At 61.3% G+C, this 14619-nt stretch carries 12 protein-coding genes; all 12 read right to left on the minus strand.

All coding sequences use genetic code 11. The features are described from left to right. Window positions 1-84: 84 nt before the first annotated feature. Window positions 85-3600, minus strand: a complete 3516-nt coding sequence (gene dnaE / locus EWR20_RS12110; protein ID WP_238147753.1) for a DNA polymerase III subunit alpha — start codon at window positions 3598-3600, stop codon at window positions 85-87. A 78-nt stretch (window positions 3601-3678) separates the two neighbouring features. Further along, window positions 3679-4644 (minus strand): RluA family pseudouridine synthase, encoded by a 966-nt coding sequence (locus EWR20_RS12115; protein ID WP_129360945.1) that lies wholly within the window; start codon window positions 4642-4644, stop codon window positions 3679-3681. Beyond that, the gene (gene lspA, locus EWR20_RS12120; RefSeq protein ID WP_238147746.1) at window positions 4641-5195 is read right to left on the minus strand and encodes a signal peptidase II; all 555 of its coding nucleotides are present in this window, start codon (window positions 5193-5195) and stop codon (window positions 4641-4643) included. Before lspA ends, EWR20_RS12115 begins: the two co-directional genes overlap by 4 nt. A 156-nt stretch (window positions 5196-5351) precedes the next feature. Next, complete coding sequence (locus tag EWR20_RS13040) at window positions 5352-6137, minus strand: DivIVA domain-containing protein (protein ID WP_129360947.1); 786 nt, start codon at window positions 6135-6137, stop codon at window positions 5352-5354. Between the two features lie 228 nt (window positions 6138-6365). Beyond that, window positions 6366-6668: a YggT family protein gene (locus tag EWR20_RS12130; protein WP_129360948.1), complete on the minus strand. Its 303-nt coding sequence runs from the start codon at window positions 6666-6668 to the stop codon at window positions 6366-6368. Window positions 6669-6714: 46 nt separating this feature from the next. Further along, a complete protein-coding gene (gene sepF, locus EWR20_RS12135; protein ID WP_129360949.1) occupies window positions 6715-7428 on the minus strand; it encodes a cell division protein SepF in 714 nt (237 codons plus the stop codon). A 110-nt stretch (window positions 7429-7538) separates the two neighbouring features. Beyond that, window positions 7539-8351 (minus strand): YggS family pyridoxal phosphate-dependent enzyme, encoded by an 813-nt coding sequence (locus EWR20_RS12140; RefSeq protein WP_129360950.1) that lies wholly within the window; start codon window positions 8349-8351, stop codon window positions 7539-7541. A gap of 59 nt (window positions 8352-8410) precedes the next feature. Beyond that, window positions 8411-9199 carry a polyphenol oxidase family protein gene (locus EWR20_RS12145; RefSeq protein WP_129360951.1) on the minus strand — a complete coding sequence of 263 codons (789 nt, stop codon included), beginning with the start codon at window positions 9197-9199 and terminating at the stop codon, window positions 8411-8413. 100 nt (window positions 9200-9299) lie between these two features. Beyond that, complete coding sequence (gene ftsZ / locus EWR20_RS12150; RefSeq protein WP_129360952.1) at window positions 9300-10553, minus strand: cell division protein FtsZ; 1254 nt, start codon at window positions 10551-10553, stop codon at window positions 9300-9302. A gap of 248 nt (window positions 10554-10801) precedes the next feature. Further along, window positions 10802-11980, minus strand: a complete 1179-nt coding sequence (locus EWR20_RS12155) for a cell division protein FtsQ/DivIB (RefSeq protein WP_129360953.1) — start codon at window positions 11978-11980, stop codon at window positions 10802-10804. Then, a complete protein-coding gene (gene murC, locus EWR20_RS12160; protein ID WP_129360954.1) occupies window positions 11977-13485 on the minus strand; it encodes a UDP-N-acetylmuramate--L-alanine ligase in 1509 nt (502 codons plus the stop codon). Before murC ends, EWR20_RS12155 begins: the two co-directional genes overlap by 4 nt. Window positions 13486-13488: 3 nt before the next feature. Further along, window positions 13489-14604 (minus strand): undecaprenyldiphospho-muramoylpentapeptide beta-N-acetylglucosaminyltransferase, encoded by a 1116-nt coding sequence (murG, locus tag EWR20_RS12165; protein WP_129360955.1) that lies wholly within the window; start codon window positions 14602-14604, stop codon window positions 13489-13491. Window positions 14605-14619 lie beyond the last annotated feature (15 nt).

A 14619-nucleotide genomic window follows, 5' to 3' on the forward strand; every position in this document is an offset into this window, starting at 1 on the left:
CGAGAAGGGCTGGCTGGGGCTCGGGTCTGAAATGGTCACCAGTCCAGTTTAACGCCCGCGGTGCCGCCTTACCTCTCCACCGGGTCACACACCGACTTCGGACCCCACCGAGGATGACTTCTCCAGGCACGAGGAGCCGAACAACACTTTCAGATCACCGTAGAGCGCTGGGTTCGGATTGACCCGCAGCCTCGGGGAAAGACGCATCAGGACGTCCTTGGTTCGGCACGCGAGGTTGATTCGGACCTCGGCATCGCCGCGATGGTTCAAAAGGATGGATTCAAGCTCACGCAGGTTCTGCTCTGTTGCACGGTGTTCGGGCAGCGACAGGACGATCGGGCCTTTCTGCCCGTCCGCATCGATGTCCGGCACCTTGAGCTCCATGGCGCTGATCGTCACGGTTCCGTCGTCCCGGCGTTGGAGTCGACCCTTGATCGTGCAGATCAGGTCCTCGGTCAGAACGCCGGATATCGGTGTATAAACCTTTCCGAAGAACATGACTTCCATCGAGCCCGTCCTGTCCTCCAACTCGATGCGCGCATAGGCGTTGCCGCTGGTCTTCGCGACCTTGCGCTGGACGGAGGTGATCATGCCCGCGATGGTGACGATCGATCCGTCCGGCTTCCCGTCTTCATCCAGCAAGGACTGCACGGATGAATCAGACAGCTGCCCCAGGACGTCATCGAGCCCACGCAAAGGGTGGTCCGAAACGTACAGACCGAGCATTTCCCTCTCGAAATTGAGTTTGTCGCGGCGTTCCCACTCCGGGACGTCCGGAATCGCAACCGTGAGCTCAGTGGTCGGATCTTCTTCCTCCGCGCCGATTCCCCCGAACAGGTCGAATTGTCCCGCGGCCTCCTGGCGTTTGACCGAAACCGTCGAATCCACGGCTTCCTCGTGGATCAGGGACAAAGCTCGACGACGATGTCCCAAGTCATCGAAAGCGCCCGCCTTGATCAACGATTCTATGGTTCGTTTGTTGCAGCAGACCGCCGGAACCTTCTTGAGGAAATCGTGGAAGGACGTGAAGCGGCCTTTTTCGGTACGGGTTTCCACCAAGGCAGAGACGACGTTCGCACCGACGTTGCGGACAGCGCCCATGCCGAAGCGGATGTCGTCCCCGACAGGCGTGAAGTTCAGCGCGGACTCGTTGACGTCCGGCGGCAGAACCGTAATTCCCATGCGACGGCATTCGTTGAGATACAGGGCAAGTTTGTCCTTGTCATCGCCCACCGAAGTCAGAAGTGCCGCCATGTATTCCTGCGGATAATGGGCCTTGAGATAAGCCGTCCAGTACGAGACCAATCCGTAGGCTGCAGTGTGTGCCTTGTTGAACGCATAATCGGAGAAGGGCAGCAGAATGTCCCAGAGCGCCTTGATCGCGGCTTCGGAATAGCCGTTGTCCAACATCCCCTGGTGGAAAGTCACGTACTGGCGATCCAGCTCAGCCTTCTTCTTCTTGCCCATCGCACGGCGCAGAATATCCGCCTCACCGAGCGAGTACCCCGCGACCTTCTGCGCGATGGCCATGACCTGCTCCTGGTAGACGATCAGACCATAGGTCGTGTCCAGGATTTCGGCGAGCGGCTCTTCCAATTCCGCGTGGATCGGGGTGACTTCCTGGAGGCCGTTCTTGCGGAGGGCGTAGTTGGTGTGCGAGTTGGCGCCCATCGGGCCCGGCCTGTACAAAGCCAACACAGCGGAAATGTGTTCGAAGTGGTCCGGCTGCATGAGTTTGAGCAACTGACGCATGGGGCCACCGTCGAGCTGGAAAACGCCCAAAGTGTCCCCGCGGGCCAGCAACTTGTAGGACTCGGCGTCGTCCGTCTCCAGGGTCTCCAGATCAAGAGTGAAGTCTCGGTTGGACTGGATGTTTTCGATCGCGTCGGAAATGATGGTCAGGTTGCGCAGACCCAAGAAGTCCATCTTGATCAGGCCGAGGCCTTCACACGTCGGATAGTCGAATTGGGTGATGACCTGCCCGTCTTGTTCACGGCGCATGATCGGGATGATGTCGATGATGTTGTGGCTGGACATGATCACGCCCGCCGCGTGCACACCCCACTGGCGTTTCAGGCCTTCCAGGCCTTCGGCGGTCTCAAAAACCTTGCGTGAGTCCTCGTCCGACGCGATCAGCTCACGCAGTTCCTCGGCTTCCCCATATCGCTTGGCGTCCTTGTTGTAGACGTCCTGAAGCGAAATGCCCTTCCCCATGACGTCCGGCGGCATCGCCTTGGTCAGACGCTCGCCCGTTGAAAAGGGGTAGCCCAGAACGCGGGAAGAGTCCTTGAGGGCCTGCTTGGCCTTGATGGTTCCGTAGGTGACGATCTGGGCGACTTTGTCCTCGCCGTACTTCTCGGTCACATAGTGGATGACTTCGGAACGACGACGATCGTCGAAATCGACGTCGAAGTCGGGCATGGAAACGCGATCGGGGTTCAGAAAGCGCTCGAAAATGAGATCGTGTTCGAGCGGGTTCAACTCGGTGATACGCATCGCGTACGCGACCATTGAACCTGCACCCGAGCCACGACCCGGTCCGACGCGTATCCCGTTGTTCTTGGCCCAGTTGATGAAGTCGGCCACGACGAGGAAGTAGCCAGGGAACCCCATCTGGGTGATGATCCCGACCTCGTATTCGGCCTGCTTGCGGACGTCGTCCGGCACGCCGTTGGGAAAACGATAGTGAAGGCCGTTCTCGACCTCCTTGACGAACCAAGATTCCTCGTTCTCCCCGGGCGGGCACGGGAAGTTCGGCATGTAGTTGGCACTGGTGTCGAATTCGACGTTGCAGCGTTCTGCGATTTCCAGGGTGTTGTCGCATGCTTCCGGGAAGTCGCGGAATAACTCCCTCATCTCCGCGGGAGATTTCAGATAGAACTCGTCGGCGTCGAATTTGAAACGCTTGGGATCCTGAATCGTTGAACCGGATTGCACGCACAGAAGGGCCGCGTGGGCTTTGGCGTCTTCCGCGTGCGTGTAGTGGAGGTCATTGGTTGCCACGAGCGGCAATTGCAGGTCCTTGGCCAACCTCAGAAGGTCGCTGGTAACCTGCTTCTCGATGCCGAGGCCGTGGTCCATGAGCTCGCAGTAGTAGTTCTCCTTGCCGAAGATATCGCGGAATTCGGCCGCAGCATCACGAGCCTCGTTGTACTGACCCAGCCGAAGACGCGTCTGCACCTCCCCCGAGGGGCACCCCGTGGTCGCGATCAAACCGTCCGAGTACATGTTGAGCAGCTCACGGTCCATGCGCGGTTTGTAGAGCTGACCCTCCAACGACGCCCTCGAGGACGCCCTGAACAGGTTGTGCATGCCCTTGGTGTTCTCCGCGAGCAAGGTCATGTGTGTATAAGCACCGCCGCCCGAGACGTCGTTGCGACCGCCATCGGCGAACTTCACACGCGTTCGATCTTGGCGGGCGGTACCAGGCGTCACATACGCTTCTACGCCGATAATCGGTTTGATGCCCGCGTTGCGTGCCTTGTTCCAGAAGTCGAACGCGCCGAAGAGGAACCCGTGGTCCGTGGTGGCCATCGAGCTCATGCCCAGCTCGTGGGCATGCTCGAACAGATCATCCAATCGCGCCGCACCGTCGAGCATCGAGTACTCGGTATGGACGTGGAGATGGGTAAAGTCTTTGGAATTAGCCGCGGAAGTCACTTCATCATTTTAGGGCTTCTAGGAGCCCAGAGCATCCCCGTTGCGCATCGACTCAACGGCGAACCTCAGATCAGGCGGGTATTCGCTCTCGAACTCGACGTAACGTCCGGTACCGGGATGGTCGAATCCCAAACGATGGGCGTGAAGCCATTGTCGGGTCAGCCCAAGTCGTGCGGAGAGTTTGGGGTCCGCACCGTACGTCAGGTCCCCGCAACAGGGGTGATTGAGCGCGGAGAAATGAACGCGGATCTGGTGGGTTCTGCCCGTCTCCAAGTGAACCTCTGCCAGGGACGCAGGACCGTAAGCCTCGATGACCTCGTAGTGGGTTACGGAGTCCCGCCCGTCTTCGACGACGGCGAATCGCCATTCGTGTCCCGGGTGCCTCCCGATTGGAGCATCGATAGTTCCATGGAGCGGATCCGGTATACCCTGGATCATCGTGTGATAGACCTTGGTCACGGTCCGCTCTTTGAACGCGCGTTTGAGCGACGAATAGGATTTCTCGTTCTTGGTCACGACCATGAGCCCGGACGTTCCGACGTCGAGTCGGTGCACAATGCCCCGGCGCTCGGCAGCTCCCGAAGTGGAAATGCCGACCCCGGCCGCGGACAGCGCGCCCACGACCGTCGGCCCGTGCCACCCCGGCGACGGATGCGCAGCGACCCCGGAAGGCTTGTCCACGACAACGATGTCCGAGTCTTCGTGCACAATGCGGAAGCCGTCCACGCTCTCGGGAACGACACGGACCTTGTCATTGGGGTCCGGGACGTCCGCTGTGATCGACGCGCCTTCGGGAACCCTCAAGGATTTGACGGCCTTGATGGGCCGCCCCTGAGATGTGACCTCAACGCGCCCCTCCGCGCACCATGTCGCTGCGGCCGAGCGAGATTGACCCGTCCGGTTGGCGAGGAAAGCGTCGAGTCGGGTCCCTGCGTCGTCCGCAATGACTGTCCATTCGTGCTGCCCTATGATGTATTCGCTCACGCGGTGTCCTCCCGTTCGATGTCTTCTTGCCGAGATTCCGTTGCGCCCTCCAACGGAACACCGCGGAACAGAAGAATCGCCAGCACCACGATGCTCACGCAAATGCACGAGTCCGCGATGTTGAAGATTGCGTAATGGGGCACGGAAATGAAATCGACAACATGCCCCCGGCCGAAGCCGGGTTCCCGGAAAAGCCGATCCGTGAGGTTGCCGAGGACTCCGGCCAGCAAGCCGAAAAGACCGAGAATCCAGCCGCGTGTACGGGCCTTGGGAAGATAATAGAGAATCACCACGGCCACGATTGCCATGATGATCGTGAAGATCCAGGTCACCGACTCCCCCATTGAGAAAGCCGCACCGGGGTTCCGTATGAACCTCCACCACAGTAGACCGTCCACGACGGGGACAGCTTGTCCCTCCGTCATATGGGTGACCACTGCGTACTTCGTGATCTGATCCAGAACATACAGAACCACCAGGAGGACGAGACCGAGAACCCTATGGGCCCGAAACCGCCCGGATGACAAGGAAACAGCGGCTCGGTCGCTCACGATGGGTGGTACTCCTCAGGATTCTTCAGTGGTGGCCCGGCGGGGAGGGAACCTCGATCGCCCAGGCCCGACCGGGATTTAATTCGCGAACGGGGCCAGCAGAACGATTCTGCTGACCCCGTTCCTTCAGAACACGTGCGGGCCGAAGCCCTCGGTTCAGCGGGTCTGGGTCGGCTCGACGCGCGGAGAATTCTCCAAATCCGTGAGCTTGCCCTCCAAGTAGGACTTGAGCTCGCGGCGGTACTTCGTCTCGAAACTGCGCAATGTCTCTACGTCGGTCTCCAAGTTGGTCTTGGATTCCTCGAGAGAAGCCAGGATCTCCGAGCGCTTGGCCTCCGCCTCGCTGAGCAGCGAGTTCGCGGTGGTCTGTCCTTCCTCGATGAGGCGCGCCTTTTCGGACTCGCCCTGGGACACGTAGTCGTCGTGCAGACGCTGAGCCATTGCGATGACGGCTGCGGCCGAGGCCGCGGATTCGTTGGACTGGCCCGAAACGTTGTTCTCCCGTACAGAGGATTCCGAGGTGGTCTCGGCGGAAGCCTGGGCTGCGGTCGTTCCCGAGCCCGGCTGGTCGGAGCCCGATTTCTCGGCGGCCGTCGGAACCTGTTCATTGGTCGGGTGGATCTCGGAATCGAGGTTCTCCGGTTCAACGTCGGAGGACGAATCCGGTTCGACGTTCAGGGCCGCCACCGAGGCTGCATCGGAGGTCTCGGCGGCCGAGGTCTTGTTGCCCTGAGAACCGGCCGCGGAAGAGACGGATCCGGAGTCCGGGTCGATGCCGGCTTCTTCGAGCTTCTGACGGAGATCGTCATTTTCCTTGTTGAGGCGTCGCAGCTCGGAGACAACCTCGTCCAGGAAGAGGTCCACCTCTTCCTGGTCGTACCCCTCGCGGAATTTGGTGGGTTGGAAGGTCTTGTTGATGACCTGTTCCGGGGTCAATGCCATGAAATACACCTCTTATCTTGTCGATGCGGCAGCAGTCGCACCGTACGCCTAAACGGGACGTCCCCCACAGAGGGCGTCCATAACTCATTGTGCCTGCAGCCAAAACCGTAAATGTCTGGCACGCACCTGGATCACATCCTAACGACTCAGGTGCGAGGGTATGAGAAATTTCTGGATATACGCTGAGCGCCAAATCGAATGGCATTCAGGTGGGTGGTCGCCCCACCCTTACATCAGCATAGAGCCGAGAGACGAACCGACGATGGCACGCACGATGCTCAGGGCGACCAGCAACACCAGGAAGCCCATGTCTAGCGAGACGGTTCCGATACGCAACGGCGGAATCCACTTTCGCATGAGCCGCATCGGCGGGTCCGTCACGGTATAGACGGTCGAGGCGAAGATCAGGGCCACGCCTTTGGGGCGCCAGAAGCGGGCGAAAGTCTGAACCCAGTCCAGGATCAGCCTGAACATCAGCACCAGGAACGCCAGATACAAGACGAAGTCAACGATGGCGAGGGCCGAGATCAACTGGACGTACCTTTCTTATGCCTGACAGGAATGATGGGAATGACGATCAGCTCTGGTCGAACAGCGAGTCGTCGACCGCGGGAGCCGAGGACGACACATCCTCGGAAGCCAGTACTTCGAGGTTAGCCGGCGTCAGCAGGAAAACTTGTTCTGTCACACGCTCGATGCTCCCATTGAGGGCAAAAGTCAAGCCTGAGGAGAAATCAACCAGTCGCTTGGCCTCCGCAACATCCATGTCCGTGACGTTCATGATCACGGGGATATTGTTTCGGAAAGATTCTCCGATCACCTTTGCATCGTTGTAGGAGCGCGGGTGAATGGTGGTGATGCGTCGCAATTCGTTGTCGCTTTCGGTCTGTGCCGCGGCACGGTTGATCGGGGTGACGGGAGCCCGGTAGTCTTCAGGCTCTTCGTCCCTGGCGGGCTCGAGTTCTCGGCGGGCCGGAGCTGCGGAGGATTCCGGACGACGTCGCGCCGTCGCGGCTTCCTGTCGAACCTCACGTTCTCGCGGACCGCGGGACCCAGCATCCTGCCGGACCCCTTGATCCTCGGCCGGACGCTGGCGAGAAGGGGCTTCGCTCCGCGTATCCAGTGCAGCCGAACCGCCGTCGGTCTCACGCGGGGCGCGTTCCTCGTAGTGGACATGCGGCTGAGCCGCGGTGTCAGCCTCAGCGCGGCGCTGTTGCGCCGCGGGTTGAGCCTCGTACCCGTCGTCGGCAAGGCCCAGAAAGACCATTGCCTGGCGCAGTGTTCCGGCCATGTGAACTCCTCGAGAATCGTTCGTTGAGACGGGCGCTACCCGCCAATGGGACCATTATTCCCATCGACAAGGGAAATTGCAGGGGGCAACACGCCAAATCCAGTGAATACTCAGTTGTGGGGCGGGCGTTGACCCATGATCGCACTGCCGACGCGCACGCTGGTCGAACCCCATCGTATCGCTTCGCTCATATCGGCGCTCATCCCCGAAGAGATCTTCCACGCCTGCGGATATGTCTGCCGAAGTTTGACGCTCAGCCCCCACAGCTTCTCGAAGGCCCTCGCCGGGTCCTCGCCGAGTGGTGCAACGGCCATCAGGCCGCCGAGCACGAGCCCATCGGTCGCCGCAATGCGGTCGGCGATTGCTTCGAGGTCCTGCGGGTCGGCACCGCCACGGGCTCCCTGAGCCGCAGCTCCCGGGGTTGCTGCGGCATCGTCGAGGCCCACTTGGACCAAACATTCGAGGCCACCGCGCGAGGCCGCCGCCGGTGCCGGCCCTTCCTCCGCTTCGAACCGCTCCGTCGCGGTGCGATAGGCCTTCCCCAAAGCGTTGACCAGTGAGATCCGATCGATTGATTGCACGCTCGAGGCATATTTGACCACGGACTTGGCCTTATTGGACTGCAACTGCCCTATATAGTGCCAAGCCGGCGGATCTTCTGACGTGTACTGGCTGAGCTCGAAAGCTTTGGCGGAGGCCTCCTGGTCACGGTTCTCCCCGAAAGAGCGCACCCCGGAGTCGTAGAGCGCGGCCGCATCCGATGCCGGAAAAAATTTGGTCACCACAATGAGCTCGACGTCCCGTGAGGACGAGCGGACATCATCGGGCGCCTCCGCGGCCAATCTTTCAACATCAGCTTGAACGCGAGCATATGCATCGGCTAGCTCGTGACAGCGTTCGGGCGAGTACGCCAGACTATCCATCAGCTCTGAATCCTTCCGTGTCCTGGAATTCCGATGATAGTTGAGGGGGTCCGGCTCGCTCAGGTTCCGGGAGTCCAGACGAGCCCCGCGATACGGCCTCGACCCGGGGCGCGTCGGTGAGAATACAGACCTTCGTCCTCGTAAGTGCACTCGTTCAGGACTTCCCGATGCACCTCGACTCCCAAACCTTCAAGCTGGGCTTGCGCCGCAGCAGGCAGGTCCAGCCCCGGCGTATTCCATCGCGTCGTTGCGGCGATGCCGGGATGCCCGGGAGCCGAAGCCTCGAGCATCTGACGAGGGACTTCGTAACACCGACCACAAATCGCGGGGCCCACCCAGGCGTGAATCTGACGCATGCCCAGTTCGTGGAGGGCCTCCACTACGTTCGGAAGCACGCCGGCCAACAACCCCTTGCGGCCGGCATGAGCGACACCGAAGGTCGAGTCATGTTCGGTCGTCAGGACGATGGGCAGGCAGTCTGCCGTCATGATCGCCAGAGGACGGCCAGTCGCCGTGACGGCCGCGTCGGCCACCGGAGCGAGCTCACGTTCTTGGTGCGGAGTCAGGCCGGGTGGTATTACGGGCGCGTCGTCGGCTCGGGCCACATGCGTTCCGTGGACCTGCTCCAGGAACAACAAGCTGCCGGAGCGGACCGCCATGGCCCGTTCCAGGCCACGGCGATTGTCTTGCGGGTCGGAGGACCCCTGGACATGTAATCCCAGGTTGCCGGCCTCGACGCCAGTGAATCCCACACAGACGCCGTGGGCAAGGCGGACACGATGACGAAGCGGTGCCACGAACCGGTCCTTCGCCGTTTCGGTCTTCTCGGTAGTGCGGTCGTTGCTCATGCGTTCCCCTCGGCCCCGTCGACGGATCCACCAACGAAGAACGGGACGGGACGAATTGACCGTCCCGCCCCGCTGGCTTCACACGCGCGTTGTTATTGAGTTACTTCAGGAAGTCGGGGACGTCCAGCGAGTCCTTCCCCGATTTCTTGGAGGTGGACTCGCCGTCGGTGCCCACGACCGGGGGCAGGTCGACGTCGAAGCCGGCGTTCGCCGGGACATCCGAATCGTCCTGCCACTGTGAGGCCGAACCGTTGGAGAAGGAGTTGCTCGAGTAGGAGCTGCTCCCGCGCTGCGGGTTGTTGGCAACCTTGGCCGGCTGGGAAGCGCCGCCACCGAAGGTCTGCTGAGTCCTCTGAGCCTGGTTGGCCGCGGCGTTGTTGTCGTTGCTGTTCGTCTCCGGGTTGAGGGAGTCGAAACCTGCGGCGATCACCGTGACGCGAGCTTCATCACCCAGGGCGTCATCAATGACGGCACCGAAGATGATGTTGGCATCCGGGTGCGCGACCTCTTGGACAAGGCGGGCCGCTTCGTTGATCTCGAACAGACCGAGATCGGATCCGCCTTGGATCGACAGCAGCACGCCGTGCGCACCATCGATCGAGGCTTCGAGCAACGGAGACGCTATTGCCAACTCGGCCGCTTTGACAGCACGGTCCTCGCCCTGCGCCGAGCCGATACCCATCAGCGCCGAGCCGGCTCCCTGCATCACAGACTTGACGTCCGCGAAGTCGAGGTTGATCAGGCCCGGAGTTGTGATCAGATCAGTGATGCCCTGGACACCGGACAGCAGAACCTGGTCGGCCGACTTGAACGCATCCAGCATGGATACGTTGCGATCCGAGATGGAGAGCAGACGATCGTTCGGGATAACGATGAGGGTATCGACCTCGTCGCGCAAGGACTCGATGCCGGTCTCGGCCTGATTCGAGCGCCGACGGCCCTCGAACGTAAACGGACGAGTCACGACACCAATGGTCAGGGCGCCGAGCGAACGGGCGATGCGGGCCACGACGGGGGCGCCACCGGTACCGGTGCCGCCGCCTTCGCCGGCCGTCACGAAGACCATGTCGGCCCCCTTGAGGACCTCTTCGATCTCTTCTTCGTGGTCCTCGGCAGCCTGGCGGCCGACCTCGGGATTGGCTCCCGCGCCGAGACCGCGAGTCATCTCGCGCCCGACGTCGAGTTTGACATCGGCATCCGACATCAGAAGTGCCTGGGCGTCGGTATTGATCGCGATGAATTCAACACCGCGAAGCCCGACCTCGATCATGCGGTTTACCGCGTTGACGCCGCCGCCGCCGATGCCGACGACCTTGATAACGGCGAGGTAATTCTGGGGAGTTGTTACGTCCATGGGGTTCCTCGTTTTAGCGTGTGAAGCCGTAGCGCATGATTCCGCTGATTAAACCTTCACCCGAAGGTTGAGGTTCAATATTCGGCATCTGCACCCAGCCGGTTCCTATACCAAACCTACAGTACCAACGACCGGATACCGTGTCGCACTTATTCGCCGTCTGAAATCTAAGAATTTCCGGCGAATGTTCTCAAGTCCAGAATAAAACATAAACCTTTACTTTAATGTTTAATTCTGTCTCTGGCGGACTATTTGGTGACGGGGTGATCCGGGCTCGAGACGTCGTACACGGATGCGCCACCCGAGTCCTTCAGACCTTGGACCAGACTAGTAAGGACTTCGGCCTTGTACTCGCTCTGATCACCGGTCCCCCAAACCACCTCGGACCCGTCCTTCATGTCCAACCGGATGTTGTTGGACGAGCTGGCTTCGACCTTGTTGAGCTGGCCCAGCAAAGACTGCGGCAGCGTCTGGAGGGCCTGGACGGCCGACTTGAAGGAATCGCCCTTGACCGCATCAGGGCCACCATCCAGCAACGGGACGCCTGCCTCCTCGACCGACTTCTTGGCACCTATCGCAACGCCGTTCTTGTCGACCATGACGTACTGGTCCCCGGACTTGACCACAGCCACTGGCGCTCGTTCGTGGACCGTCACCACGAGTTCGTGCGGAGGGTGCGCCTCGATGCTGACGTCCTGAATCACGACGTCATCTCCGATGCGATCCTTCACGTCCTGCGTCGTGACGCGAGTCAGAGGCTTGCCTTTCAAAGAATCCAACGACTTCTGCAGCGATGTCTTATCAGTCAGATGAGCGCCTTGCACGGTGACACTCTGGGTCGCCAACAGTGGAGAGAAGAAAACGATCCCGAAGAAAAGTACGGCAGCGATCAATACGGCCCCCAGTCCTACGACGACCTTCTTCCGCCGAGAGGCTCGTGGCTTTCCACCAGTCGGGCGTGGCTCTCCAGGAGCGCGTCGTTCGCGAGACGTCGTCTCTCGGTCCCCGCCCTTGGGGCGACGTCCGGGGAAAGCGACGATATTGTCGGCCGCCTCATCGCCGTCTGGACTCGGCTTCTGGTCTCCTCTGGCGGTCCCAGCCTCCCCGTCCCGGTGCCCGTTGTCCGCCGATCTCGTATCGGCATCGTTGTGCTCAAGGTCCGAGTCCGAGAGCACCTGGACTTTCGACTCATCGTTGACTCGCACAGCGGCCGGCCGTGGCTGCGTGCCCTGGGCCGAACTGCGGATGGCCTCCGAGCGCTGGGCATCGGGGCCTGCATCGCCTCGTGCGGTCGCCTCGGCAAGCTTGCTCCGCGGATCAGTCTCGCCCTGGGGCAGGCCGGAGGACTTCCCATTCGACTGCTGCTCCTTGGAGGTCTTCTTGCCTTCCTGACGCCGGGGCAAACGCGGCCGGTGCGCGGGGCTCACGAGGAATCCCGGGCGCCGGTCGGCCCGCCTTCCGACAACTCGCTGAGGATCTTCTCGGCAAAAGTGGTCACGTCTCCCGCGCCGATGGTCATGACGATGTCCCCGCTCGACGCCGCGGAAGCGACCCGGCCTGCCGCCTCGCCCGGGCTCGACGCATAGCGAACCTCGGTGAAGCCCGCCTCCGTGATGAGCCGGCTCGTCACTCCTTCAAGGGGTTCTTCGCGCGCTGGGAAGATATCGACGACGTACGCACGATCGGCCAACGACAATGCCTCAGCGAATTCACCGGCGAATTCCTTGGTGCGCGAAAACAGGTGCGGCTGGAAAATCGCATACACATTGTGACCTTCGGAAACCGTCCGAGCAGCTTCGAGCGCCGCGGCTACTTCCGTGGGATGGTGCGCATAATCGTCGTAGACCTGGACTCCGCGACATTCGCCGCGGAATTCGAACCGGCGGGCGGAACCAGTGAACGAGGTGAGCGCACGCGCCGCGCGAGAGGGATCGAACCCGCCCACGAGAGCGCACGAGACAGCCGCCGAGGCGTTCCGGAGGTTATGTTGGCCCGGCACCGACAGCTCAAGCGTGCATTTGCCGACCAGGTCTTCACCTCGTAACCGGACATCCCACTCGAGCTCGGCACTGCTGCGCGTGCCCTCGCCGCTGATATCTCTGATGAGCACGTCGGCGCCGTCGTCCGAACCGTAGGTCACGACGTTCTTTCCCAGCTTTCGCTGGCTTTCCGCGAGACGACGGGCACCGGAATCGTCCCAGCACGCGACCAACACGCCGTCAGGCATCATCGTGTCCGCAAAACGGTCGAACGCCGCGGTGACGGCCTCAGGGCTTCCGTAGAAGTCCAGGTGGTCCGGTTCAACGTTTGTCACGACGGCGATGGTCGGCTCGTATTTGACGAAGGAGCCGTCTGATTCGTCGGCTTCTGCGACGAACCAGCTCTCCGGCCCGGTGGCGCCCAATGCGGCATTCGATCCCAAAGAAGCGATGGTCGAACCGACCGCGTACGACGGATTCACATTCAGTCCGTCGAGCATGACGGCGATCATCGAACTCGTCGTGGTCTTTCCGTGAGTTCCCGCAACGGCGATCGTCTGGGAGTCGGCCATCGACGCGGCGAGTGCATCCGAGCGGTGCAGGATACGCAACCCGGCGGCCCGAGCAGCGCTCAGTTCAGGGTTGGATTCCTTGATGGCCGTTGAGATGACCACGGTGTCGGCGCCTTCCACATTGGCGGCGTCCTGAGGGACAAAGACCAGAGCACCTTTCTTGCGCAGCACGGCCAAGGCGGCGTTGTCCTTCATATCGGAACCACTGACCTCAAGCCCGCGGGAGACCAGGAGATCAGCGACCGCTGACATACCGGTACCGCCCATCCCAATGAAGTGGACTCTTCCCAGCTCCTCCGTCTTGAGGCGGCGTGGGAACGGTGGGTTCATGAAGTCGGGCAGCAGACTCGACCCGTCGTCTCGGTGATGCACAGAACTCATGGGTTAGGCATTCCCTTCGTGTCGCGCCGATTGGGCTATCAACCGGGCCATTTGCTGGGCCGCATCGCGGATACCGTGTCTATACCCATTCTCCGACATTTCCCGAAGTCGGTCACGGTCCGTGACGGTGGAAAGAACATTGGTCAGGAACCACTCGACGGTGAAATTCTTGTCTTCCACCATAAGTCCGGCCCCTGAATCGACGAGATCCGCCGCGTTCAGAGACTGCTCCCCGTTGCCGATGGGCAGAGGTACGAAAATTGCCGGGCAGCCCACGGCCGCAACCTCGCTCACGGTCGCGGCACCGGAACGAGCGACCAAGAGGTCGCACGCGGCGTAGACGTTTTCCATTCCGTCGATGTATTCGACCTGCTGGTACCCGGGAGCTTCAAGTGGTGCCCCATGGGAATCAAGGAGTTGTTTCCCGCGCCCCGTAATGTGAAGCATTTGAACGGCCGAGTCCCGCCACTCAGGACGGTCGAGAACGCCGGCAATAGTCCGGTTCATGTTCTGGGCCCCGAGCGAGCCACCCGTGACGATGATGGTCGGCCGATCCGCTTGGAGGGAGAGAAGCTGACGGGCCCCTTCGCGTTCAGCGGCCCGGTCGCATCCGGAGATCTGACGGCGCATCGGCATCCCGACGTGCTGCCCCTTGGCTATCGGCGTCCCCGCAAATGCCGTTGCAACAACGGTGGCTCGCCGGGCCCCGACCTTATTCGCCAGGCCTGGCCGCTGGTTGGCTTCGTGGATCACGATCGGCAGCCCTTCTTGCGCAGCCGCCAAGTACATTGGTGTGCACACGTAACCGCCGACACCGACCAAAACGTCGGCTTGGTTCCGGCGGAGGATTTCCCTTCCCTGTCTGACGGCCTTCCGAAGCCTGAAAGGCAATTTGGCCAAATCCAATGTTGGCTTTCGCGGCATGGGCACGCGGTCGACGAACTCGAGATCGTATCCAGCGTCGGGGACCAAACGGGTTTCCATGCCTGAAGCCGTACCCACCGCCACAATACGAGACTCGGGATCGAGCTCCCGTATGGCATCTGCGATAGCGAGCATCGGGGAGATGTGCCCCGCAGTCCCGCCTCCCGCTACAACAACGGACAGTGGCTTGGTCATGGTCGAATCTCCCGG

The sequence above is a fragment of the Rothia uropygioeca genome, assembly GCF_004136585.1.
Classification (GTDB): Bacteria; Actinomycetota; Actinomycetes; order Actinomycetales; family Micrococcaceae; genus Rothia.

Excerpts from the sequence above, each read along its gene's own strand:
- EWR20_RS12145 (WP_129360951.1), bottom strand. The coding sequence starts at position 9,199 with ATGAGCAACGACCGCACTACCGAGAAGACCGAAACGGCGAAGGACCGG.
- EWR20_RS12140 (WP_129360950.1), bottom strand. The coding sequence starts at position 8,351 with ATGGATAGTCTGGCGTACTCGCCCGAACGCTGTCACGAGCTAGCCGAT.
- ftsZ (WP_129360952.1), bottom strand. The coding sequence starts at position 10,553 with ATGGACGTAACAACTCCCCAGAATTACCTCGCCGTTATCAAGGTCGTC.
- EWR20_RS13040 (WP_129360947.1), bottom strand. The coding sequence starts at position 6,137 with ATGGCATTGACCCCGGAACAGGTCATCAACAAGACCTTCCAACCCACC.
- murG (WP_129360955.1), bottom strand. The coding sequence starts at position 14,604 with ATGACCAAGCCACTGTCCGTTGTTGTAGCGGGAGGCGGGACTGCGGGG.
- murC (WP_129360954.1), bottom strand. The coding sequence starts at position 13,485 with ATGAGTTCTGTGCATCACCGAGACGACGGGTCGAGTCTGCTGCCCGAC.
- dnaE (WP_238147753.1), bottom strand. The coding sequence starts at position 3,600 with ATGCTCGACGGTGCGGCGCGATTGGATGATCTGTTCGAGCATGCCCAC.
- sepF (WP_129360949.1), bottom strand. The coding sequence starts at position 7,428 with ATGGCCGGAACACTGCGCCAGGCAATGGTCTTTCTGGGCCTTGCCGAC.